This is a genomic window from Marinobacter sp. F4218, from assembly GCF_019443085.1.
GTDB classification, from domain to species: Bacteria; Pseudomonadota; Gammaproteobacteria; order Pseudomonadales; family Oleiphilaceae; genus Marinobacter; species Marinobacter albus.
In genome coordinates this window covers 595,813-617,453 of sequence record NZ_JAHZIL010000003.1, presented here as the reverse complement: position 1 = coordinate 617,453, position 21,641 = coordinate 595,813, and the positions used below count along the sequence as shown (strand labels likewise).

The 21,641-nt window shown below is 59.4% G+C and carries 20 protein-coding genes; 10 read left to right on the top strand and 10 right to left on the bottom strand.

Annotation, left to right across the window (positions count from 1 at the left end):
- Positions 1-14: 14 nt before the first annotated feature.
- The 4 genes from K0B93_RS06715 to K0B93_RS06700 all read left to right on the top strand — a co-directional run bounded on the left by K0B93_RS06715 (position 15) and on the right by K0B93_RS06700 (position 3,009).
- The gene (locus tag K0B93_RS06715; protein WP_219866471.1) at positions 15-620 is read left to right on the top strand and encodes a YigZ family protein; all 606 of its coding nucleotides are present in this window, start codon (positions 15-17) and stop codon (positions 618-620) included.
- Positions 621-698: 78 nt separating this feature from the next.
- A complete protein-coding gene (locus tag K0B93_RS06710; protein WP_219866470.1) occupies positions 699-1,226 on the top strand; it encodes a DUF4136 domain-containing protein in 528 nt (175 codons plus the stop codon).
- Between the two features lie 36 nt (positions 1,227-1,262).
- Complete coding sequence (locus K0B93_RS06705; RefSeq protein ID WP_219866469.1) at positions 1,263-1,619, top strand: translation initiation factor Sui1; 357 nt, start codon at positions 1,263-1,265, stop codon at positions 1,617-1,619.
- Positions 1,620-1,755: 136 nt separating this feature from the next.
- Positions 1,756-3,009 carry a D-amino acid dehydrogenase gene (locus K0B93_RS06700; RefSeq protein WP_219866468.1) on the top strand — a complete coding sequence of 418 codons (1,254 nt, stop codon included), beginning with the start codon at positions 1,756-1,758 and terminating at the stop codon, positions 3,007-3,009.
- Between the two features lie 70 nt (positions 3,010-3,079).
- Here the strand turns inward: K0B93_RS06700 and K0B93_RS06695 are convergent, their stop codons facing one another.
- The 8 genes from K0B93_RS06695 to K0B93_RS06660 all read right to left on the bottom strand — a co-directional run bounded on the left by K0B93_RS06695 (position 3,080) and on the right by K0B93_RS06660 (position 11,077).
- A complete protein-coding gene (locus K0B93_RS06695) occupies positions 3,080-4,723 on the bottom strand; it encodes a fatty acid--CoA ligase (protein WP_219866467.1) in 1,644 nt (547 codons plus the stop codon).
- 155 nt (positions 4,724-4,878) lie between these two features.
- Positions 4,879-5,160: a pyrimidine/purine nucleoside phosphorylase gene (locus tag K0B93_RS06690; protein WP_218635126.1), complete on the bottom strand. Its 282-nt coding sequence runs from the start codon at positions 5,158-5,160 to the stop codon at positions 4,879-4,881.
- A 107-nt stretch (positions 5,161-5,267) separates the two neighbouring features.
- On the bottom strand, positions 5,268-5,600 hold the full coding sequence (locus tag K0B93_RS06685) for a Na+/H+ antiporter subunit G (RefSeq protein ID WP_219866466.1): 333 nt from the start codon (positions 5,598-5,600) through the stop codon (positions 5,268-5,270).
- A gap of 39 nt (positions 5,601-5,639) precedes the next feature.
- Positions 5,640-5,909, bottom strand: coding sequence for a K+/H+ antiporter subunit F (locus K0B93_RS06680; protein ID WP_219866465.1), 270 nt, complete (start codon positions 5,907-5,909; stop codon positions 5,640-5,642).
- Positions 5,906-6,394, bottom strand: a complete 489-nt coding sequence (locus K0B93_RS06675; RefSeq protein WP_219866464.1) for a Na+/H+ antiporter subunit E — start codon at positions 6,392-6,394, stop codon at positions 5,906-5,908. The genes K0B93_RS06680 and K0B93_RS06675 overlap by 4 nt, the downstream gene beginning before the upstream one ends.
- The gene (locus tag K0B93_RS06670) at positions 6,394-7,911 is read right to left on the bottom strand and encodes a monovalent cation/H+ antiporter subunit D (RefSeq protein ID WP_219866463.1); all 1,518 of its coding nucleotides are present in this window, start codon (positions 7,909-7,911) and stop codon (positions 6,394-6,396) included. The genes K0B93_RS06675 and K0B93_RS06670 overlap by 1 nt, the downstream gene beginning before the upstream one ends.
- Positions 7,908-8,276, bottom strand: coding sequence for a Na+/H+ antiporter subunit C (locus K0B93_RS06665; RefSeq protein ID WP_219866462.1), 369 nt, complete (start codon positions 8,274-8,276; stop codon positions 7,908-7,910). Before K0B93_RS06665 ends, K0B93_RS06670 begins: the two co-directional genes overlap by 4 nt.
- Complete coding sequence (locus tag K0B93_RS06660) at positions 8,276-11,077, bottom strand: monovalent cation/H+ antiporter subunit A (protein WP_219866461.1); 2,802 nt, start codon at positions 11,075-11,077, stop codon at positions 8,276-8,278. The genes K0B93_RS06665 and K0B93_RS06660 overlap by 1 nt, the downstream gene beginning before the upstream one ends.
- Positions 11,078-11,430: 353 nt before the next feature.
- Between K0B93_RS06660 and K0B93_RS06655 the strand changes: the two genes are divergently transcribed.
- The gene (locus K0B93_RS06655) at positions 11,431-13,485 is read left to right on the top strand and encodes an NADPH-dependent 2,4-dienoyl-CoA reductase (protein ID WP_219866460.1); all 2,055 of its coding nucleotides are present in this window, start codon (positions 11,431-11,433) and stop codon (positions 13,483-13,485) included.
- 63 nt (positions 13,486-13,548) lie between these two features.
- On the opposite strand, the gene K0B93_RS06650 is transcribed toward K0B93_RS06655, so the two are convergent.
- On the bottom strand, positions 13,549-13,713 hold the full coding sequence (locus K0B93_RS06650; RefSeq protein ID WP_219866459.1) for a hypothetical protein: 165 nt from the start codon (positions 13,711-13,713) through the stop codon (positions 13,549-13,551).
- A 106-nt stretch (positions 13,714-13,819) separates the two neighbouring features.
- Positions 13,820-14,800 carry a GlxA family transcriptional regulator gene (locus K0B93_RS06645; RefSeq protein ID WP_219866458.1) on the bottom strand — a complete coding sequence of 327 codons (981 nt, stop codon included), beginning with the start codon at positions 14,798-14,800 and terminating at the stop codon, positions 13,820-13,822.
- A 124-nt stretch (positions 14,801-14,924) separates the two neighbouring features.
- Between K0B93_RS06645 and K0B93_RS06640 the strand changes: the two genes are divergently transcribed.
- From K0B93_RS06640 to K0B93_RS06620, 5 genes are all read left to right on the top strand, one after another.
- Positions 14,925-16,727, top strand: coding sequence for an acyl-CoA dehydrogenase (locus K0B93_RS06640; RefSeq protein WP_219866457.1), 1,803 nt, complete (start codon positions 14,925-14,927; stop codon positions 16,725-16,727).
- A 181-nt stretch (positions 16,728-16,908) separates the two neighbouring features.
- Positions 16,909-17,166, top strand: coding sequence for a hypothetical protein (locus K0B93_RS06635; RefSeq protein ID WP_219866456.1), 258 nt, complete (start codon positions 16,909-16,911; stop codon positions 17,164-17,166).
- A gap of 89 nt (positions 17,167-17,255) precedes the next feature.
- Complete coding sequence (locus K0B93_RS06630) at positions 17,256-17,549, top strand: hypothetical protein (protein WP_219866455.1); 294 nt, start codon at positions 17,256-17,258, stop codon at positions 17,547-17,549.
- 195 nt (positions 17,550-17,744) lie between these two features.
- Positions 17,745-19,775, top strand: a complete 2,031-nt coding sequence (locus K0B93_RS06625) for a PhoX family protein (RefSeq protein WP_219866454.1) — start codon at positions 17,745-17,747, stop codon at positions 19,773-19,775.
- A gap of 218 nt (positions 19,776-19,993) precedes the next feature.
- A complete protein-coding gene (locus tag K0B93_RS06620; RefSeq protein ID WP_219866453.1) occupies positions 19,994-21,634 on the top strand; it encodes a methyl-accepting chemotaxis protein in 1,641 nt (546 codons plus the stop codon).
- Positions 21,635-21,641: the final 7 nt, after the last annotated feature.

The following is a 21,641-nucleotide window of genomic DNA, read 5'->3' as shown; positions in this document are numbered from 1 at the left end:
AGGTTTACCGATCAATGACTAGAGATTACCCCGTTCCCGCAGGATACCTCGAGCGCGAGACGGAAGTGAAGAAAAGCCGGTTCATCGCCCGGGTCGCACCGGTCAGTTCCCGGGACGAGGTGAAAGTCTGGCTGGAACAGGCTCATCGCGATCACCCGGATGCCCGGCATATCTGCTGGGCATACCAGATTGGCCGTCCCGGCTCGGCAGCCGAGGCGGGGATGAATGACGATGGAGAACCTTCCGGCACCGCAGGCAAACCGATCCTGAATGTCATTCAGCACAAAGACATGGGGGATGTCCTGGTCATGGTTGTTCGTTACTTTGGCGGTATCAAGCTCGGTGCCGGCGGCCTCGTCCGTGCCTATGCCGGAGCTGCCGAGAGTGTGCTTTCCGCCGTTGAGCGGTCAGTTCAGCAGCCTATGATACCGGCCGATGTGGTGATGGGGTTTGCCGATGAACAGCCCCTGCGGCACTGGTGCGAGGTTCACGACGCCGTGCTGGAGTCGGTGGAATACGGCGCCAGTGTCAGGGCCCGGGTGGCCTTGCCCGAACACCAGGCGGATGCGTTTGTCGCGTTCTGTGATGCCCAGAAGCTGGATTACGATCTCGAAAGGTGAGGAACCAGAAGGGCATCGTGGTCCGTGTCCTATGCGTATACTGAAGCTACGAAACCTCCAATAAAGGAGAACTGCATTATGCGTTTCCTGATGATTTCGGCATTGGTCCTGGCTCTGGCAGGCTGTGCCGGCAATGTGGTGACGGACTACAACTCCTCAGCGGTTTTCGGTAACTACGCCAGTTGGGCCTTTGCCCAGAACGCCGGGAGTGGTGCGTTCGTGTCGCTTGATGGCAGCCGGGTACAGAGTGCGATTGAGCGGGAACTGAAGCGTAAGGCGATGCGCAAGGTGCCGGCCGATGAGGCAGACCTGCTCGCCAACTGGAAGATCGTGGAGGAGGATCGCCTGGAGCAGACCGGCGTGGGGCTGGGCTTTGGCTATGGCTGGAGCAACTTCGGCTGGGGTATCTCTGCACCCCCACCGGTGCGGGAGGTCACAGAGGGTAAGCTCGTGGTTGAGCTGGTGGATACCGAAATCAATGAGGTGGTGTGGCGCGCCGCGAGTCGCCGTTACCTGACTGAGCATCAGTCCCCTGAGACCCGCAGCGAATTGATTGATGAGGTAGTGTCCGAAATGTTTTCCAAGTACCCTCCGGGCCTCGAATAATCGAGTTACGCAGACCAAGGGGAGTGCAGCGCAGGCATGAAAAATCGATCGGAAGGCGGACTGGTTTTTTCCACGGAACAGGGGCGGATGTGTCCTGACTGCCGGAACCCGGTATCGGAATGCACGTGTGGAACGCCCTCCCGGCCCGAGGGCGACGGGATTGTTAGGGTGAGCCGTGAAACCAAGGGCCGGAAGGGTAAGGGCGTGACCCTGATCACCGGTATCCCGCTTGACGAAAAGGAGCTCAAGGCCTTCGCCAAGGTGCTAAAAGCCAAATGCGGCACCGGGGGTACGGTCAAGGACGGAACGGTTGAGATACAGGGCGATCAGCGGGACATCCTCGTCCCGCTTCTGCAGGCGAAGGGCTGGACCGTAAAACGGTCTGGTGGCTGATGGTATAAGACGCAACGGGCCGTCGCTCACGCTACAATTAACGGCATTAACCTTTCTCTTTCCTTGAATACGCGGAGTCTGCCCGGGATCATCTTGCGGTGTTCGGGCGCGTCGGCTCCTCTGACCGGAGGCTTGCATGCACATTCTGGTTTTGGGCGCGGGGGTCGTAGGTACGACCACTGCCTGGTTTCTGCAGAAGCAGGGTCATCAGGTCACGGTGATCGATCGACAGAATCAGGCCGGGGTAGAAACCAGCTACGCCAACGGTGGGCAGATTTCAGTTTCCCACGCCGAGCCCTGGGCCAACCCCTCGGCGCCGCTGAAGGTTCTCAGATGGCTGTTCAAGGCAGATGCCCCGCTGCTGTTCCGGCCTCGTCTGGATCCGGACCAGTGGCGCTGGGCGCTGTCATTCCTGTGTGAATGTACGTCCACGCGGGCAGCCCACAACATCCGGCAGATTGTGAATCTTGGTACTTACAGCCGGAGCCAGTTGCAGAACCTGCGGGAGGAAGTGGGCCTTGAATACGATGCTCTGCAGAAGGGCATTCTGCATTTCTACACCGACCCGCGGGAGTTTGAAGCTGCCATCAAACCGACCCGAATCATGCAGGATCTGGGTTGCGATCGGCAGATCATTGATGCGGACAGAGCCATTTCGTTAGAGCCTGCCCTGAAGCCGATCCGGGACCGGATAGCCGGCGCCACCTACACCTCGGAAGATGAGTCCGGCGACGCCCGAAAATTCACCCATAACCTGGCACAGAAGTGTGCCGAGGCGGGCGTTGAATTTCGCTATGGCACCGAAGTGCTCGGTTTCGAGCATGCCGGAGAGCGGATCCTGGGGGTTCAGACGCTGAAAGACGGCTGTCATGAAATCCTCCGGGGGGACGCCTACGTCCTCAGTCTCGGGAGTTTCAGTGCGCCTCTGGTCAAGAAGGTGGGGTTGACCCTCAGTATCTATCCGGCCAAGGGCTACTCAATCACAGTGCCGGTGAAGAATGAGGACGCCGCGTTCCGCGTCAGTCTGACCGACGACGAATACAAACTGGTTTATTCGCGGCTAGGGGACCGTCTGCGGGTGGCCGGCACGGCGGAGCTCAGCGGTTATTCCCGGGACCTGAACTATACGCGTTGCCGCGCGATTGTCCGGCGCACGGCCGAGGTCATGCCCGAGGCGGGCTACTGGGATCAGGCCGAGTTCTGGAGTGGTTTGCGCCCGGCAACCCCGTCCAACGTGCCCTATGTCGGCAAGAGCCACTTCCCCAATTTATATCTGAACACCGGCCATGGCACTCTCGGCTGGACCCATGCCTGTGGTTCGGCTGCGGCGCTGGCGGACATCATAAGCGGACGCCGGCCGGACGTGGACTTCGCCTTTACGGGTATCTGAGGGGCCGGCCAAAGCAAAGAGCCAGCTCAATTGAGCTGGCTTCTGATTGCTGGCCGAATCATGTCGTGGCTTATTGCAGCTGGTCCCGAATCAGCTTCTTGTTGATCTTGCCCACACTGGTTTTCGGGATGTCTTCAACGAAATCGATCTTGCTGGGTATGGCCCACTTGTTGATCTCGCCGGTATCGACAAACTGCTTCAGATGGTTCTGGATATCTTCCAGTGTCGCATCCTCGCCCGGTTTCAGGGTGACCAGGGCATGGGGACGCTCGCCCCATTTCTCGTCGGGCACACCGACCACGGCGGCCCCGGCGACGGACGGGTGCTGACTGATCAGGTTCTCCAGATCCAGCGATGACAGCCATTCCCCCCCGGTCTTGATGACGTCCTTGATGCGGTCCTTGATCACCAGCGTGTTGTCAGGCTCCATGGAGGCAACGTCACCTGTATGCAGCCAGCCGCCTTGCCACAGTTCTTCACCTTTCTGCTTTTCCTTGAAGTAGCTCTGGGTCAGCCAGGGCGCGCGGGCGACTACCTCGCCTTTGGCGTCGCCATCGTGGGGAACCGGCGTGCCATCGGGATCGACGATCTCAAGTTCCACCATGGGTACCGCAATGCCGGTTTTGACTCGCTTCGCGGTCTGTTGTTCCAGCGGCAGTTCCAGGTCTTCAGGATCGAGGTGGGTGGCGCTCAGCAATGGGCAGGTCTCGGACATGCCGTAGCCGGTGTACATACGAATGCCCAGTTTGGCGCCAGCGTCGCACAGGCCCCTGGTCAGGGCGCTGCCACCGATCAGGACGTGCCAGTTGCTCAGGTCGGCGGTCTTGATCGACTCGGTCCCCATCATCATCTGCATGATGGTCGGCACGCAGTGGGAGAACGAAACCTTGTGCTCCTTGAGCAGATCAACCAGCAGCTCGGGTTCGTAGCGCCCGGGGTAGACCTGTTTGATGCCCATCAGGGTGGCTGCATAGGGCACGCCCCAGGCATGGACGTGGAACATCGGGGTTACCGGCATGTACACCGACGATGAACGGAGTAGCGGCATCTCGTCGTAGGCCGATAGCGAGCCGGTCATGGCCAGTGTGTGCAGCACCAGCTGCCGGTGGCTGAAAAAAACGCCCTTCGGGTTGCCGGTCGTGCCGGTGGTGTAGAAGGTGGTTGCGACACTGTTCTCGTCGAAATCCGGAAACTCGAACTCGGTGTCGGCCTTGGCCAGCAAGGCTTCGTACTCGCCCGCGGTGTCGAGTTGGGTTGACTGCGCGGCGGCCTCGTCGGTGAGCTGGATGTAGGTCTTGACGGTCTCGATCTCATCCTTGACCGATTCAAGGATGGGCAGGAAGTCATCGTGGACCAGAACCACGTCGTCTTCGGCATGGTTCATGGTGTAGACAATTTGCTCCGGAGACAGCCGCACATTCACGGTGTGCAATACCGCGCCGATCATCGGAATGGCGAAGAAACACTCCAGGTAGCGCGGTGTGTCCCAGTCCATCACGGCAACCGTGTCGCCGGCTTTCACACCCGCATCTGTGAGGGCGTTGGCCAGGCGATGAATACGTTCCACCAGGTCGGTGTAGGTGTACTTGCTGCGATTAGCGTACACGATCTCCTGATCCGGATTATAGCGCGGGCCAGAGAGCAGGAGCTGCTTGATCAGCAACGGGTACTGGTAGGCGTTGTCCGCCGGCGGGAGAATTCGGGTTTGTGCCATCACCTGTTTCCTCTTTCTCAGTTGTTGATGTTGTCGCGAGAAACAGGGGTAAATCTGACACAGATTGAGTAAAACGGAAACCGTAACGAAGGAAAAAACCGCAGAACATACCGGCGCTTAAATGAAACGACTGTTACGCTCTGCGGTTCTGGAGATTATTCGTAAGTGCAGAGGTAAGCGGTGTCGATATCGGCTTTTGCTTTGAAGCTAGCCTGACCGGCAACATCGAAACTCTCACCGGCTCCATAGGTCATCCACTCATCCACACCTGGCAGCAGCACGGTCAGGGCACCGCTGATGACCGTCATGGTCTCTTTCTTGCTGGTTCCGAACTCATACTCACCCGGGCTGATAACGCCTACGGTTGCCGGCAGGGTTGAGGTCTGGAAGGCGATGGACTTGGCCTTGCCATCGAAGTATTCGTTAACCTTCAGCATACGCTGGTTCCTCAAAAATGGATGGGGCGCCTACTATACGGAAAAATGTTGCAAGACCAATGACTATTTTGGTGCCGGGCTGCAACTGATCAGTTTAGCTCAACCGCTTACTGTTCCCACGGTTTTCCCCGGGTGTTGTTCACCGTGGATACACCGATGTGCATGGCGGCCTTGGCCAGAATGTTGGCACTCACCGGCGCGGTCATGAACAGGAACACCGTGATCAGGATTTCCGCGATGCCAATGCCTTCCCCCTGACTGCTGAAATAGATCACGGAGCTTATGACAATGGCACCGACACCCACAGTGGTGGCCTTGGTGGGGCCGTGGAGCCGGGTAAAGAAGTCGGGAAGCCGGGCCAGGCCGATGGCGCCGACCAACGTAAAGGCGCCGCCGGTCAGCAGCAGCAGACAGATGGCGTATTCAGCAAACTGGCTCATCGCAAAGGTCCTCCAAACGCGGTTGAACGTGGCGCCGGCTTATTCAATGACGCTGCCTCGCTTAAGGTATTTGGCCATGGCCACGGTACCCACAAATCCCATGACCGCAATCAACAGGGCTGCCTCAAGGTACATGCGAGTCCCGAGCGTTATGCCCAGCAGAATGATCAGGGCTATGGCGTTGACGTACAGGGTATCCAGGGCCAGCACACGATCGGGCGCATCCGGGCCCTTGATCAGCCGGTAAACGTTCAGCAGGGCCGCGAGGGTCACCATGCCGATGGTAATGTAGAGCGTGATGGTGATCATTCGAACATCTCCAGCAACGGTTTTTCGTAGCGGGTGCGGATGGCGTCAATCACCTCGTCATCGGTCTCCGCATCCAGGGCATGCACCAGCAGGATCCGGTTATCGTCGCTGATATCGACACTGACGGTGCCGGGCGTTAGCGAGATGGTGCTTGCCAGGATACTGATCGCCAGCGGGTGCTCCAGTTCCAGAGGGTAAGAGACGAATACCGGCCGGGGTTGGCGCGGGCTGAGAATCAGCTTCGCCACCTCGAAGCTGGCGACAACAATATCCCGGATCACCCGCACCAGGTACGCCGGCATTCGCCAGGACTTGATGAATGCAGGCCGTTCCGGCCAGAAGCCGTGGGTAATCTGGGGGATGGCCCAGGCCAGGATAATGCCCATGACCACGCTGGCGCCGGATACGCCGTCGTTCAGGAACTGCCAGCTGGCGAAGAGGATCAGGCTGAGCCACGGCTGGGGAAAACTGAGGCGATCGAACATTAGTTATCCTCCCCAACCATGGGCGTCTTGAGAATCTCGATATAGCCTGAGGGATTCTGAAGCTGGATTGCAGTGGCATCCGTGTAGTCGCTGATCGGACCGGCGAGGGCAACGACGACAATGCTCAGGGCCACCAGGGCTCCGGCGGCAACTGAGACGTTGCCACCCAGCGGGCCGGGTTCCTCAATGTGCCCATCCACGGTCCGCCAGAACACGATGCTGCCGGCGCGGCTGTAAGCAATGACGGTAAAGAAACTGCCAATCAGGATTACCGACCACAACCATGCCATTTCGGGCCCGGACATGGGCGATTGCAGAATGAGAAGCTTGGCGAAAAACCCGCTCAGGGGCGGTAGGCCCGCCGCCGCCACCGCGCCGAGCAGGAACAGCACGCTCAGGAAGGTTCGATTGCGCATTCGGGGAGCGGTCACAATCCTGTCTCTTGCGCTGCCCCGTTGGCGGGCGACCAGTTCGGCCACCAGGAACAGCCCGCCCACGGTCCAGGTGGTGTTGAGCAGGTAGAACAGGGCAGCAGAGATGCCCGCCACCGAACCCAGGGCAATAGGCGCCAGCAGGGTACCGACGGAAATGATGACCTGCCAGGCAACGAGGGTTTTCAGGTTGTCTGCACCGAGCGCACCGATAACCCCCATGGCAAGGGTCAAGAGCGCCAAAGGAAACAGCCAGTCCATACCCAGGTTGGCAAGTGCACCGGCGTCGTCGCCGAAAACGAGCAGGTAAACCCTCAGAATCGCGTAGATGCCCACCTTGGTCATGACCGCGAACAGCGCGGCCACCGGTGCGGTGGCCTTGGCATAAGCCTTCGGTAGCCAGAAGCACAGGGGGAGCAGGGCGGCTTTCAGGGCAAAGACCACCAGCAGCATCATGCCGCCGGCCCTTACAATCTCAAGATTTTCACCGCTGACCTTCGGTATCTTTATGGCAAGGTCTGCCATGTTCAGAGTGCCGGTGACGCTGTAGATCATGCCTACGCTGATCAGGAACACGGCGGATCCCGCCAGATTGAGAACCACGTAATGCAGTCCGGGAACGGTGCGCGCCCGCCCCCCGCCATGCATCAGCAGGCCGTAGGAGGCAATCAGCAGTACCTCGAACGCCACAAACAGATTGAACAGGTCACCGGTGAGGAAGGCAATGTTCAGGCCCATCAGCTGGAACAGGAACAGGCCGTGGAACTGACGATTGCCTTCGTCGGCGCCACCGATGGCAAAGAGATGACAGAGCAGCGCGAGAATCGCCGTCAGTATCAGCATCAGGGCCGCCAGGCGATCCAGCACCAACACAATGCCAAAGGGCGGCTGCCAGTTTCCGAATGCATAGAGGCGGTAGCTGTCGTCGCTGGCCAGGACGACCAGAACGACGGTCGACACCAGGAGCAGCACCGTGGTGGCGATGGCCAGGGTGCGTCTCAGGCTGATGGGCGCATAGCCCATGAAAACCTGAAGGATGCCGCCGAGCAGTGGGATCAGGATAGGTGCGGTAAGCCACTGGTTCATTTACCGGTACCCTCCTCGTTCTGTTCCGGTTGGGGCGCTTTGGCATCCTGATGTCCGTCCACATGATCGTCCTCGTGGTCAGCCAGGCTGCGCAACGACAGCACCACCACGAAGGCGGTCATGGCAAAGCCGATCACAATCGCCGTCAGTACCAGCGCCTGGGGCAGCGGATCGGTGTAGGTGTCAGTTGTCCCGATAATGGGCTGGGCTCCGGTCGCGAGCCGGCCGCTGGAAAACAGGAAGAGGTTGACGCCATAGGAAATGAGCGTCAGGCCGACGATCACCGGGAAGGTCCGCGCCCGCAATAGCAGGTACACGCCAGATGCGGTCAATGCGCCGATGACCAGTGCAAAGACAAGCTCCATTAGGTGCCCTCCCGAGTACTTTTAATGGCGGAGTGAGGTGAAAGTCGCCCGATACTGACCAGTGCCAGCAGAGTGGCCCCGATCACGGTCAGGTAGACGCCTAGATCGAAGACCAGTGCCGAAGCCACCTCAAACTTGCCTACCACCGGCCAGGTAATGTAACCGAAGGTGGAGGTCAGGAACGGATAGCTGAAGGCAAAGCTGCCTGCACCGGCAACGACGGCGAACAGCAGACCGACCCCGATAACGCTGTGGTATTTGAACGGCACCCGGTCCTGGGTCCAGATCATGCCACTGGCCACGTACTGGAGAATCAAGGCGATCGAGGTGATGAGGCCGGCAATAAAACCACCGCCCGGAAGATTATGGCCGCGGAGAAAGATGAACACGGAAACCATAAGGGCCAGCGGTAACATGGGTCTTGCGATCAGTCGCAGCATCAGTGGGTGCGCGTCCCGGGTCCAGCCGTGGCCCTGGCCATCGCCCGGAGGCGGTGTCAGGGCCGTGTTTTTAAGCATGGCGTAGATACCCAGGGCGGCAATGGCCAGAACGGTAATCTCACCCAGTGTGTCGAAGCCCCGGAAATCCACCAGAATGACATTGACCACGTTGGTGCCGCCTCCGCCAGGCTTGCTGTTCTCCAGGAAGAACTCCGAGATGGAACTGAACGGCTGGGTCAGCATGGCCAGAGTCACCAGAGTCATGCCCACCCCGGCAACCGCGGCGATGATGATGTCCCGGGCTCGCCTGGGCTTGGACGTTTCCAGCGGTGTCCAGGATGGCATGTAATAGAGTGCCAGCATCAGCAGCACGATGGTGACGACCTCTACGGACAGCTGGGTCATCGCCAGATCGGGAGCTGAGAACCGGGCGAACGCGAGCGCCACCAGCAAACCCACGACGCTGAGCAACACCAGAGCATAAAATCGGGCGCGATGAAAGGCCGCGGTGAGGCAGGCACAGAGAATCAGGATGCCCGCGCCAACAACCGTTGGGCCATCAATCGGGCTCAGGCCCGCCTCACCGATGAATACCCCCAGGTTGCCGAGAGGCGCAGCAGCGACGGCGATCACGCTGAGCACCAGGAGCAGTCCGTAACGTTGCAGCGAACCGTTTTCCAGCGTTGCGGTCAGGCGGTGCGCCAGGTTTTCGACCCGCAAGACCACGGCCTCGAATACGGCTTTCTCGTCGATTTCCTTGAACCGGGCATGAAAGTCAAAGAAGCGTTGACGCTGACTGTACATCAGCAGGCCACCGAAGAATGCCAGGAAGCTCATGAGCAGCGGCAGATTGAAGCCATGGGCGATGGTCAGATGGTATTCCGGAACATCGCCACCGAGGGTCGCCGCGGCGGCGGCATACAGCAGTGGCCCCACGGAAATTGCCGGGAAGATACCGACCATGATGCAGGCAAACACCAGAATCTCGACCGGAATCTTCATGTACCGGGGTGGTTCGTGGGGCGGGTAGATGGGCAGGTCTACCGGTTTGCCATTGAAAAAGACGTCGTGAATGAAGCGGGCGGAATAGGCCACCGCAAAAATCCCGGCAAGGGTTGCCACCAGTGGGGGCAGCCAGGCCCAGAACCCCGGAAGGTTCAGTTCCAGCGACTCGGCGAAGAACATTTCCTTGCTCAGGAAGCCGTTCAGCAACGGTACCCCGGCCATGGACGAGGCAGCCACCATGGCGAGCGTGGCGGTGTGGGGCATGTAACGCCACAGGCCGTTGATCCGTCGCATGTCGCGGGTGCCGGTTTCGTGATCGATGATGCCTGCAGCCATGAACAGCGAGGCCTTGAATATGGCGTGGTTTATCACGTGGAAAACCGCCGCTACGGCCGCCAGTTTCGTGCCCATGCCGAACAGCAGGGTGATCAGGCCCAGGTGACTGACGGTGGAATAGGCCAGCAGTCCCTTGAGGTCATGCTTGAACATCGCCACATAGGCGCCGAGCAGAAGGGTGGCCATGCCGGTGAAGCTCACCATATAGAACCACTGCTCGGTGCCGGCCAGGGCAGGATACAGGCGTGCCATCAGGAAGATGCCGGCCTTCACCATGGTCGCCGAGTGAAGGTAGGCGGACACTGGCGTGGGCGCCTGCATCGCATGGGGCAGCCAGAAATGGAACGGGAACTGGGCGGACTTGGTAAAAGCCCCGAGCAGCACCAGAGTCAGCGCGACCGGGTACATGCTGCTTGCCTTGATCTGGTCGCCCGCTGCCAGCACATCGTCCAGTTCGAAGCTGCCGACGATGTTGCCAATCATCAGAATGCCCGCCAGCAGCGCCAGGCCGCCACCGCCGGTAACCGCCAGAGCCATGCGGGCGCCGCGTCGGGCATCCTGCTTGTGCGTCCAGAAACTGATCAGCAGGAAGGATGTGAGGCTGGTCAGCTCCCAGAAAATCATCATCAGCAACAGGTTGCTGGAGAGCACAATACCGAGCATCGAACCCTTGAAACACAGGAGCAGGGCGTAGAACTTGCCGACGTTTTCCTTGGCCTTCAGGTAGTAGCGGGAATACAGGATGATCAGCAGGCCGATAATCAGGATCAACAGCGCGAACAGCAGCGACAAGCCGTCAAGCCGGAAGCTCAGGGACAGTCCCAGGGCCGGCAGCCACTCGGCAGTGAACAGCACCACGCCCCCATCGGCAAGGGTCTGCCAATGAGGATAGAGCGCGGCCAGCGCAATGAGGGCCGGAACGGAAGATGCTATAGCGATTGCCGTGCGCCCGCCCTGGGCAAACAGGGGCGCGGCGATGGCGCCCAGAAACGGCAGTAAAACAACCAGCGGTAGCGACATCGCAACCTCGTTATCGGTTCTTCTTTTTCATGAATGGAAACGGGTGTTTGCCTGAGTCTAGTCTCGGGCCAGCCTTCCTGCATAACTCTGGAAACATGCTTGGAATCAGAGCTCTGCGGGAGAGTTCAGACCGGGGCAGGTGGGTCGGGGAAGTAGGGTAAACGACCCCGGTGCCGCGCGATGTCAGCGGTAAGCGGTGGGCGCTTGGAGTGCATGCAGCCGAAGGACCTTGCGGTCATGGTTGCTCCGTCAGTCAAACTTGATTGCCGATGATACGTGGCCCGTCCCGCAGGTCAAGTCAACTTGCCATAGATCAAGTGTATACTCGATATAAATTTTTCAGAGGTCATGTTATGAGCGCCACTTACCCGAATCTGCTGAAACCCCTTGATCTCGGTTTTACCGAGCTCCGGAACCGGGTGCTGATGGGGTCCATGCATACCGGTCTGGAGGATCGGTTCTGGAACATCCATAAGTTTGCGCGCTATTTTGCCGAACGGGCCGAAGGTGGCGTGGGCCTGATGGTGACGGGTGGCTACTCGCCCAACATCGCCGGCCAGCTTGCGCCGTTGGCCTCCACGATGAATAACCGAGCCACCGCGTTGCTGCATCGTCACGTGACCGGGGCCGTTCATGAAGCGGGCGGCAAGATCTGTCTCCAGTTGCTGCACGCGGGCCGTTATGGCTACCAGCCTCTGATCGTCTCGGCCTCCGCGACCAAGGCGCCGATCAGTCCTTTCAAGGCACGAGCGCTTTCCAGCAAAGGCGTTGAGCGGCATATCAATGATTTTGTCAGTGCCGCCAAGCTGGCCAGGTTCGCCGGTTATGATGGTGTCGAAGTGATGGGGTCCGAAGGCTATTTCATCAACCAGTTCCTGTGTGAACGTACCAACAAGCGCACCGACCAGTGGGGTGGTCCCTACGAGAATCGCATGCGTCTGCCGGTGGAGATCGTTCGCCGTATTCGTGAGGCGGTTGGGCCCGAGTTCATAATAATCTACCGGCTGTCGATGCTGGATCTGGTGGAAGGGGGCCAGACCTGGGATCAGATCGTGACCCTGGGCAAGGCCATTGAGGAGGCCGGCGCCACGATCATCAATACCGGTATCGGGTGGCACGAGGCCCGGGTGCCGACCATTGTGACATCCGTACCCCGGGGCGGGTTCGCCGATGTCACGGCCAAGTTCTACGGCGAGGTGGATATCCCGGTCTGTACCACCAACCGCATCAATACCCCGGAAAAGGGCGAAGAAATCCTCGCCGCCGGCAAGGCGGATATGGTGTCTATGGCGCGCCCGCTGCTGGCGGACAGCGAGTTCGTCCGCAAGGCGGAGCAGGGGCGCGCGGATGAAATCAACACCTGCATTGCCTGCAATCAGGCCTGCCTTGACCACGCTTTCCAGGCCAAGCGGGCATCCTGTCTGGTCAATCCAAGGGCCTGCCACGAAACCGAACTGGTGCTGACGGTTGCTCCAGTGGCCCGGCGCGTGGCTGTGGTTGGCGCGGGGCCGGCGGGACTGGCGGCGGCGACGACGGCGGCAAAGCGGGGACATCGGGTGACCCTGTTTGAGGCTGACGACAGGATTGGCGGCCAGTTCAATTACGCCAAGCGTATTCCCGGCAAGGAAGAGTTCTACGAGACATTGCGTTACTTCCAGCGTCAGATTGAACTGCTGGGCATTGACCTGCAGTTGAACACCCGGGTCGACAGCGAAAAGCTAGTCGCCGATGGATTTGACGACATCGTCATTGCGACCGGCGTGAAGCCACGCACGCCAAAGATTGACGGCATTGACCACCCCAAGGTTCTGGGTTACCTCGACGTGCTGCGGCACAACAAGCCGGTGGGCACGAGCGTGGCGGTTATTGGCGCCGGCGGGATCGGCTTTGATGTGAGTGAATTCCTGACCCACGATTTCAGCCATCAGCCCGAGGGCGAGCAGGTCAGTGTCGAAGCCTGGCAGGCGGAGTGGGGCGTGAATCCCGACTTCGAGGGCCCGGGGGGGCTGGCGGAGCCAAAACCGACGCCGTCACCGCGCAAGATTTACCTGATGCAGCGCAAGACCGGCAAGGTGGGCGCAGGTCTTGGCAAAACCTCGGGCTGGGTACACCGCAATAGCCTCAAGCATCGGGACGTGGAAATGCTCCGAGGCTGTCGCTACGATCGGATTGATGACCACGGGCTGCACATCGCGCTGACCGACAAGGACGGCAAGGCGCAGGAAACGCGGGTGCTTGAGGTGGACAATGTGGTGATCTGTGCGGGGCAGGAGCCCTATCGGGAGCTCTATGATCAGATCGAGGCAAAGGGTGTCAGAGCGCATCTGATCGGTGGAGCGGATGTCGCTGAAGAACTGGATGCGAAACGGGCAATTCGCCAGGGAACCGAAGTTGCCGCGAATATTTAGCCGCCGAAGCGTGGGGCTTCCCGCCCCAAAGTGATCAGTATCTGACGCGGAGCGTCAGTCTGATCACTGGAACATTTTGAGCGCGGCGGAAATCGCCTCGGCCTCTGCTTCGAGTACCTGGCAGCGCAGGCTGTTGCCCTGCTGAAGCGCTTGAGCCAGCTGTTTCTGCTTCATGTCATAGAGCCGGTTGAGAATATCGGCCTGACTTTGTCTGATCGGTGCGTTCATGGTTACCTCCCCACTTTTACACCTGTGTCGAAAACTTTTACGTTCGGCACCAACTTTTGGCCCTCCCATAAGGTTAGATGCATAACGCAGGCCAGTTGTTACAGCGTCAACGGCCAAATCGCGAGCGATAGGCACCGGGTGCCAGCCCCGTGTGTTTGCGGAATAGCCGGCTAAATGAGCTCACGTCCTCATAGCCGACCCCGTTGATGATTTCGTCAATGTAGCGTCGTGACGTTTCCAGATGATGACGAACATGCTCCACCCGAAGCAGTTGCAGGTAGGTGTTGGGAGTATCGCCGGTGGCGGCCTTGAATCGCCGCAACAGAGAACGCTCGCTCAGCCCGGCCTCCCGGGCCAGTTCCGCCAGCGAGACGGTGTGCGCAAAGTTTGTGTCGAGCCAGTCCTGCAGTTTCAATACCATGCTGTCGGAGTGGTAGCGCTTCGCCTGCAGGGCGCTGTATGGCGCCTGACTTGTGCGTCCGGCATCAATGACAAAAGCTTTCGCCAGTTGTCGGGATACCTCCGGTCCAGCGTACCGCTCCACCAGGTACACGCCCAGATCCCACCAGGCCATGCCGCCCCCGGCGCAGGCGATGTCGCCGTCGACCGTTACCAGCTTCTCCGGTCGGCAGATCACCTCCGGGTAGCGCTGACGGAACTGGTTGCTGAAGCCCCAGTGGGTGGTTGCCTCCTTACCGTCAAGCAAGCCCGCTTCCGCCAGCAGAAAGGCACCGGTGCAGTTGCTGGCCAGCAACGAGGGGGAGGCATCCTGCCGGGACAACCAGTGAACCAGCCCGGTATTGCGTGCCAGTATGTCCGCGATCGGCGCACCGATGGTCGGCACGATGATGATATCCGCGGCCGGCAGCTCATCCCCGTTCCAGCTGCCATCGGCGAGCAGCGTGATGCCGTTGATGCAGCGGCAGGGGGCGCCGGCCTGCGTGAGCAATTGTGTCCTGAACATAGGCTCGGGCTCCTCTCCATGGATACGGGCCCAGGTCACGCCCGCCAATCGGAACAGGTCGATGATGCCAGTAATGGCGCTGGCAAGGGCGCCATCAAAACCGATGATTGAGACCGTGTGCATGGACTACTCCGTTGGCAGGACGTCTGGCAGGCGTGGCGGTATTGGCCATGATTATGTCATAAATGCCGGTTTTCTATCCCCCCTTGCTGTGACACTCTGTGTGCAATTAACAGGAGAACCAAGCATGACTGACACTTTGATCGAACGCCGGGATCTGGCATTTCAGCTTTACGATGTGCTCGATACGCAATCATTGATCCAGCGGGAGCGCTTCAGCGAGCACAGCCGCGACACCTTTGACGCGGTAATCGAAACCGCCGACCGCATTGCCCGGGACAAGTTTGCGACCCACAACAGTGCCGCCGACAAGGACGAACCGCGCTTTGTGGATGGCGCCGTCGAGATGCTGCCCGAGGTCAAAGAAGCCTTTGATGCTTACGCGGAAGCCGGCTTCATTGCCGGTCGCTACGATTACGATCTCGGTGGCATGCAATTACCGGAATCGGTGATGGCTGCCTGCAACGGCTTTTTTACCGCTGCCAACCCAGGCACCGCCGGTTACCCGTTCCTGACTACCGCCGCTGCCAACCTCATCCGCGTTTTCGGCAACCAGCAACAACAGGACACATTCCTGCCCCACATGCTGTCAGGGCGCTTTACAGGTACCATGGCGCTCACCGAACCCCATGCCGGTTCCTCTCTGGCGGACATCCGCACCTCGGCGACACCCACCGATGATGGCCATTATCTGATCAAGGGCGCGAAGATCTACATCTCCGGAGGCGAGCAGTCGCTGACTGAGAACATCGTTCATATGGTGCTGGCCAAAATCAAGGGCGCTCCGGCAGGGGTGAAAGGCATCTCCCTGTTCATCGTTCCCAAGTTCCTGGTCGACGAGGAGGGGAACGCCACTGAACGGAATGGCGTGAACCTCGCGGGCCTGATTCACAAGCTTGGGTACCGGGGCACCACCTCCACCGCCCTCAGCTTCGGGGATGACGCCCCGTGTCATGGCTATCTGGTGGGCGAGCCGCACCAGGGCCTGAAGTACATGTTCCAGATGATGAATGAAGCCCGCGTCGGCGTGGGCTTTGGCGCGGCGGTCATCGGATATCGCGGGTACATGCACAGTCTGGAGTATGCCCGGGACCGACTTCAGGGGCGCAAGCCCTCGGAAAAGAACCCGGAAGCGCCGCAGGTTCCCATTATCGATCATGCCGATGTCCGGCGAATGCTGCTGGCCCAGAAAGCCTACAGCGAGGGTGGCCTGGCGCTGTGCCTGTATGGCGCCCGGTTAATGGATGACCAACATACCCACCCGGACGAGCAAAAAAGGACGGAGGCGGGCAAGCTGCTGGATCTGCTGACCCCGGTGATCAAGGCCTGGCCTTCGGAGTATGGTCCCAAGGCCAACGACCTCGCGATCCAGGTGTATGGCGGGGCAGGATACACCCGGGAATATCCGGTGGAGCAGTGCTGGCGCGACAATCGCCTGAATCCGATTCACGAGGGGACCAACGGCATCCAGGCACTCGACCTGCTGGGCCGCAAGATCTGGCAGGACCAGAGTCACGGCCTGCAACTGCTGATGCAGGAGATGCAGGTGGATCTGGAGGCGGCGTCCACCGCCCGTTGCCAGCAGTGGGCGCTGTCGCTGAGCGAAACCCTGCAGCAGGCAGTAAAAGTTACCCAGAGTCTGGGCAAGTCCTTGATGAGCGAGAACCCTGACAACGTGCTTGCCAATGCCTCCTGTTATCTGCACCTGTTTGGCCACATCATCGTGTCCTGGATGTGGTTGCGTCAGGCCAACGTCGCTGAAAAGCTGCTGGTGGAAGCGGGGTCTGACGACGAGCGTAACTTCTATCAGGGCAAACTCCAGGCTGCCCAGTACTTCTTCCACTGGGAATTGCCGACGGTGGCCCAGGACCTGGTGCTGTTGAAAAACCAGGATGATACCTGCCTGAACATGAAGCCGGAGTGGTTCTGACACCCCTAACCTGAATCACCGGCGAGCGCCGGGTCGAGGCAAGGCTCGCCGGTGGTCAGGGGGAAGTGGCGAAATCGGCCGTTGTGATCCAGACTTTTGAGGTCCGCCTTTGCGGATTCCTCAGGGCATGTTGAGTAGACCAGGAACAAGATAAGAACTCGACCACAGGGATGGTAAAATCATGGCAACACCGAATGCTCATTCAGTGGCGGTGCACTGGTCTGTCCAGGATATGCTCACTGAATACCTTACGTCAGGTCGGCTGGCGGAGGTGGTCTATCGCGACAGCGCCGGCCAGGTTTGTGTGGTTCACGACGTCATCAGGGATCTGTTCAGGCGGGCGGGCCAGGATTTCATCCTGCTCGGTCGGGGGAACCTGGTGGGCATAGATCATGTGATTACCCTGGATGGTCAGCTTCTCTCCGTAAGTCATTACTAACCAAAGAGTAACCCTGATGTAATTGTATGTAGCAGGATGTGGCCGTAACCTGTTTCGTCGAAATCACCGACCAACAGAAGGATATGGTTATGAACAAGTTCACACTGGGTGTACTGGCGTTCGCGATGACACTCGGCCTTTCGGCCTGCAGTTCCGAAGACAACGAAGGTGTCGATGTCGAACAGGCTGCCGACAATGCCGGTGAAATGATGGAAGACGCCGGTAACGCAGCCGAAGAGACGTACGAGGAAGCGACCGGCCAGGACGAAGGCGCCCTTGGCGAACTGGAAGAGGGTGCGGAAAATGCGGCGGATGAAATGGGTGATGCCGCTGAAGAGGCCGGAGAAGACATGGAAGAGGGCTACGAGGAAATGACCCAGTAACACGTCGGAGTCACCTTGCGCTGTCCGGCGCAGAGCCGTACCTCTGTGCCGGGTTGTCAGTCCTGCAACCCTGCCGGCAAGCACCTGTCAAAAAACGGTAACCATTCTGTCTTAACTCTGTTCCCGCCCTGTCATAATTACTGTTGAAACTGACCTCTCCGAAACGAATGCCTGTCATTATAGGGAGAGAGCACCATGGCCAAGCACGACCTTGATCCGAATTACCTGGATCCGAACTACGAACCGGTAGTCAACCACGCCGGCAACAACCCGTTCCATGAGGTCCTCGCGGCCCGTATGCAACGCCGCTCGGTGATAAAAGGCACCGTTGGTGCCGCGCTGGCCAGCATCATGGGCGTCGGCCTGGCAGCATGCGCCAGCGACGGTAATAGTAGCAGTGGCAACACCAATGCCAACTCCGATAACGCCTCGGCCACCGAGTTGGGTTTCAAGGCCGTTGCTGTCTCAGCCGCCAACCAGGTGGTTGTTCCCGAAGGCTACTCCGCCCAGGCTTTCCTGCCCTGGGGTACACCGATTACCGGTTCCTATCCCGCTTTCCGGGCCGATGCCTCCAACAGCGGTGAGGACCAGGAACAGCAGATCGGCATGCATCACGATGGCATGCATTTCTTCCCGATCGACCAGAAAGCCGGCGGCAGCAGTTCCACCGAGGGCCTGCTGGTGATGAATCACGAGTACATCAATCCGGGCGCCCTGCATCCGGATGGCCCCACCAGCGCTGACGCCAACGGTGGTGTGCGTCCCGAGGACGAAGTTCGAAAGGAGATTGCCGCCCATGGTGTGTCCGTGGTGCATATCAGGCAGGACAGCCAAGGCACCTGGGATGTGGTCTTTGGCAGCCCGTTCAACCGGCGGATTACCGGCGGTACCGAGATGGATATCCGCGGCCCCGTACGTGGATACGAGAAACTGATCACCAGGTTCAGCCCGGATGCCACCGAAACCCGCGGCACCCTGAACAACTGCTCCATGGGCCCGACACCGTGGGGCACTTACCTGACCGCCGAAGAAAACTGGCACGGTTATTTTGCCAATAGCGCGGGCACGCAGCCCCGGGAACAGGCCCGCCATGGTGTCGGCAGCTCCAGTCGATACGACTGGGAGCTGGCGGACAACGGGGCGGACGCCTACGTCCGTTTTGATATTACCCCGGGTGCCGGAAACGCGGACGAGGACTATCGCAACGAAGCCAACACCTTCGGTTACATGGTAGAGATCGATCCCTTTACGCCCGAGAGCAAGCCGCAGAAGCGCACCGCCCTGGGTCGTTTTGGTCACGAGGGGGTGATTTTCGCGCCGGTCAAGGAAGGCCAGCCGGTGGTCTGCTATTCGGGTGACGATTCCCGCTTCGAGTACATCTACAAGTTCGTGTCATCCCAACCTTATTCGGCAGCGACTGCCGGTGGTTATCTGCTGGATAAGGGTACTCTGTACGTTGCCCGCTTCAACGAGGACGGCTCCGGGGACTGGCTGGCACTGTCGCTTGAGGATGCCGACTTTGCCGCCAAGGTGGCTGCCGCCGAAGGCACCACGGTCGGTGAAGTTGCATTCGACGGTTTTGCCAACCAGGCCGATGTGCTGCTGAACACCCGACTGGCCGCCGACATTGCCGGCGCAACACCGATGGACCGACCCGAGTGGGGAGCCGTCGATCCGAACACCGGTGAGGTCTATTTCACGCTGACCAATAACTCCCAGCGTACGGAAGAACAGACCAACGCGGCCAACCCGTTGGCAGAAAACCGCACCGGCCACATCATCCGTTGGGCGGAGGAAAACGATGACCACGCCGCTGTTGCGTTCAACTGGGACATCTTTGTGTTTGCGGGTGAACAGGGCACCGAAACGGTTGTCGATGGAAACACGGTTGTTTCCTTGAGTGACGACAATATTTTCAACAGCCCGGATGGTCTCTGGTTCGACTACAACGGCCGGCTGTGGATTCAGACCGATGGCTCCGACGATGCGCCATACCAGAACAACATGATGCTGGCGGCCAATCCGGTGACCCGCGAAATCAAGCGCTTCTTCGTGGGACCTCAGGGGTGTGAGGTCACCGGTGTGGTGACCACGCCGGATGTGAAGACCATGTTCGTCAATATTCAGCATCCGGCGGCGGATTGGCCGTTCGGGACCGAAGGCGACCATCCGCGAGATGCCGCGGTGATTGTCACCCGTGACGATGGTGGAGTAATCGGCGCCTAGGCGCCCTGCCAACCGCTGACTGCAACCGCAGGGCTGGTCGATTCCGTCAGGGAATCGGTTGGCCCTGCGGTTTTTTTGTTCAAGAAATCGCCGGCCACGCCGTTACAATCAAAGTATCAACTAAAGTATGAGTTATTAGCTTAAGCCAATTCATTAATCTCCCTAATGGCCTTCAGGCGAAGAATGATTGAACGAATAACAATAATTTCGAGGTTTGTATGGCATTACTCGAACGGACAACAGTTCTCTGGGGGGTGGCAGTCGCGGTCGTCGGTGCGGTTACCGGGGTATTGGTGGCACCAGTGTTAGGTCTTGAACCCGCGTCCGTGTTTATTGGACTGATTGGCGGTCTTGCGCTTGCCGGTGGTTACTTCATCTTACGGGTTCTCGAACCCATTGAACGGGGCATCAAGGGCCTGAACGACGGCTCCTTGCCTGATGATCATCCGCTTCGAACCCAGTGTGACGGTCTGCTTGCTGATGCCAAGGCGGGGCGTGCCCTGGTTGAGACGCTGGCTGGCAGTGCTGACCAGAATGCCATTTCTGCGGCCCAGGTCTCTTTCGCCGCTGACCAGTTGAAACTGCGTCTTGACCGACAGGTGCAAGAGACCGCCCAGATGGCCGACTACGCTGGCCAGATCACGGAAACTGTCCGTGAATCCTCCGCCCAGGCCACTGAGGCCGCTACCATGGCGCACCAGGCGAGTGTGACCAGTGCAGAAGGGCGGCAGGCTCTGGTCGATGCCATCGACAGCGTGCGGCTGGTTCATCAGCAATCGGCAGAGAACCTCACGCTCATCCAGGAACTGAATGAGAAATCCAACAAGATCCAGGGTGTCACCACCACCATTCAGGGCATCGCCGAGCAGACCAACCTGTTGGCTCTCAACGCCGCCATCGAAGCCGCTCGCGCTGGTGAGCAGGGCCGGGGATTTGCGGTAGTCGCGGATGAAGTTCGGCAACTGGCGGGTAGAACGGCCCAGGCCACCAGTGAAGTCGCCGAAACCCTGCAGGAAATTCGATCAGGCACCAACCTGGTTGTCACCCGGATTGAGGATCTTGCCCGTAGCGTCGAGGAAGGGCTGACGTCCGTGGAGAGTGTTGGCGAGCGTCTGGACCAGATTCGTGACCAATCAGACCGGGTGCAGCAGCAGGTGGCCCGGATTGCTGAAATCGACCAGAAAAATGAGCAGAGTCTGGAGCAGATGTTTGCCGGCATTGAAACGGTCCGGGATCAGATTGAAGAGAGTGACTCCAGCGTTGCGTCACTTGCGGAACAGGCCGCAACCCTGATGGAACTGGCGGAGAAAGCCAACGCCGCCTTTGCCCTGAACAGTGATGCCAGTTACCACCGGTTTTTTTACGACCAGGCCAAGACCGGCGCCGCGAAGATCAGCCGGTTGTTTGAACAGGCGATCCGTGACGGCAAGCTGTCGGAACAGGCGTTGTTTGATAGGAAGCGGGAATTGATTCGCAATACCCACCCGCCCAAGTACGCGAGCAGTTTTGACCGATTTACCGACCAGTACCTGCCTGCCGTTCAGGAAGCCGTCAAGAACGCCCACGAGTCCCTGGTCTTTGCCATCTCTGCGGCACCGGACGGCTACGTACCTACCCATAACCGCGACTTCGCCCATGCCCCGACCGGCGATCCCAAGGTGGACCTGGTCAAGAGCCGGAGCAAACGGCTGTTCAATGACCGGACCGGTATCCGTTGTGGTAGTCACACCCAGGATATGTTGTTGCAGACCTATCGTCGGGACACCGGGGAAATCATGCATGACCTCTCCGTGCCCATCTATGTAAAGGGTAAGCACTGGGGCGGCTTTCGCCTGGGATACCGTCCGGACAACCACTGATCCTTCA

What these genes read in the sequence shown, in the direction of transcription:
- K0B93_RS06675 (WP_219866464.1), bottom strand. Translation starts at nt 6,394, where the DNA reads ATGTTCGATCGCCTCAGTTTTCCCCAGCCGTGGCTCAGCCTGATCCTC.
- K0B93_RS06685 (WP_219866466.1), bottom strand. Translation starts at nt 5,600, where the DNA reads ATGAGCCAGTTTGCTGAATACGCCATCTGTCTGCTGCTGCTGACCGGC.
- K0B93_RS06650 (WP_219866459.1), bottom strand. Translation starts at nt 13,713, where the DNA reads ATGAACGCACCGATCAGACAAAGTCAGGCCGATATTCTCAACCGGCTC.
- K0B93_RS06680 (WP_219866465.1), bottom strand. Translation starts at nt 5,909, where the DNA reads ATGATCACCATCACGCTCTACATTACCATCGGCATGGTGACCCTCGCG.
- K0B93_RS06630 (WP_219866455.1), top strand. Translation starts at nt 17,256, where the DNA reads ATGAACAAGTTCACACTGGGTGTACTGGCGTTCGCGATGACACTCGGC.
- K0B93_RS06645 (WP_219866458.1), bottom strand. Translation starts at nt 14,800, where the DNA reads ATGCACACGGTCTCAATCATCGGTTTTGATGGCGCCCTTGCCAGCGCC.
- K0B93_RS06655 (WP_219866460.1), top strand. Translation starts at nt 11,431, where the DNA reads ATGAGCGCCACTTACCCGAATCTGCTGAAACCCCTTGATCTCGGTTTT.
- K0B93_RS06635 (WP_219866456.1), top strand. Translation starts at nt 16,909, where the DNA reads ATGGCAACACCGAATGCTCATTCAGTGGCGGTGCACTGGTCTGTCCAG.
- K0B93_RS06660 (WP_219866461.1), bottom strand. Translation starts at nt 11,077, where the DNA reads ATGTCGCTACCGCTGGTTGTTTTACTGCCGTTTCTGGGCGCCATCGCC.
- K0B93_RS06640 (WP_219866457.1), top strand. Translation starts at nt 14,925, where the DNA reads ATGACTGACACTTTGATCGAACGCCGGGATCTGGCATTTCAGCTTTAC.
- K0B93_RS06690 (WP_218635126.1), bottom strand. Translation starts at nt 5,160, where the DNA reads ATGCTGAAGGTTAACGAATACTTCGATGGCAAGGCCAAGTCCATCGCC.
- K0B93_RS06715 (WP_219866471.1), top strand. Translation starts at nt 15, where the DNA reads ATGACTAGAGATTACCCCGTTCCCGCAGGATACCTCGAGCGCGAGACG.
- K0B93_RS06705 (WP_219866469.1), top strand. Translation starts at nt 1,263, where the DNA reads ATGAAAAATCGATCGGAAGGCGGACTGGTTTTTTCCACGGAACAGGGG.
- K0B93_RS06625 (WP_219866454.1), top strand. Translation starts at nt 17,745, where the DNA reads ATGGCCAAGCACGACCTTGATCCGAATTACCTGGATCCGAACTACGAA.
- K0B93_RS06700 (WP_219866468.1), top strand. Translation starts at nt 1,756, where the DNA reads ATGCACATTCTGGTTTTGGGCGCGGGGGTCGTAGGTACGACCACTGCC.
- K0B93_RS06710 (WP_219866470.1), top strand. Translation starts at nt 699, where the DNA reads ATGCGTTTCCTGATGATTTCGGCATTGGTCCTGGCTCTGGCAGGCTGT.
- K0B93_RS06665 (WP_219866462.1), bottom strand. Translation starts at nt 8,276, where the DNA reads ATGGAGCTTGTCTTTGCACTGGTCATCGGCGCATTGACCGCATCTGGC.
- K0B93_RS06620 (WP_219866453.1), top strand. Translation starts at nt 19,994, where the DNA reads ATGGCATTACTCGAACGGACAACAGTTCTCTGGGGGGTGGCAGTCGCG.
- K0B93_RS06670 (WP_219866463.1), bottom strand. Translation starts at nt 7,911, where the DNA reads ATGAACCAGTGGCTTACCGCACCTATCCTGATCCCACTGCTCGGCGGC.
- K0B93_RS06695 (WP_219866467.1), bottom strand. Translation starts at nt 4,723, where the DNA reads ATGGCACAAACCCGAATTCTCCCGCCGGCGGACAACGCCTACCAGTAC.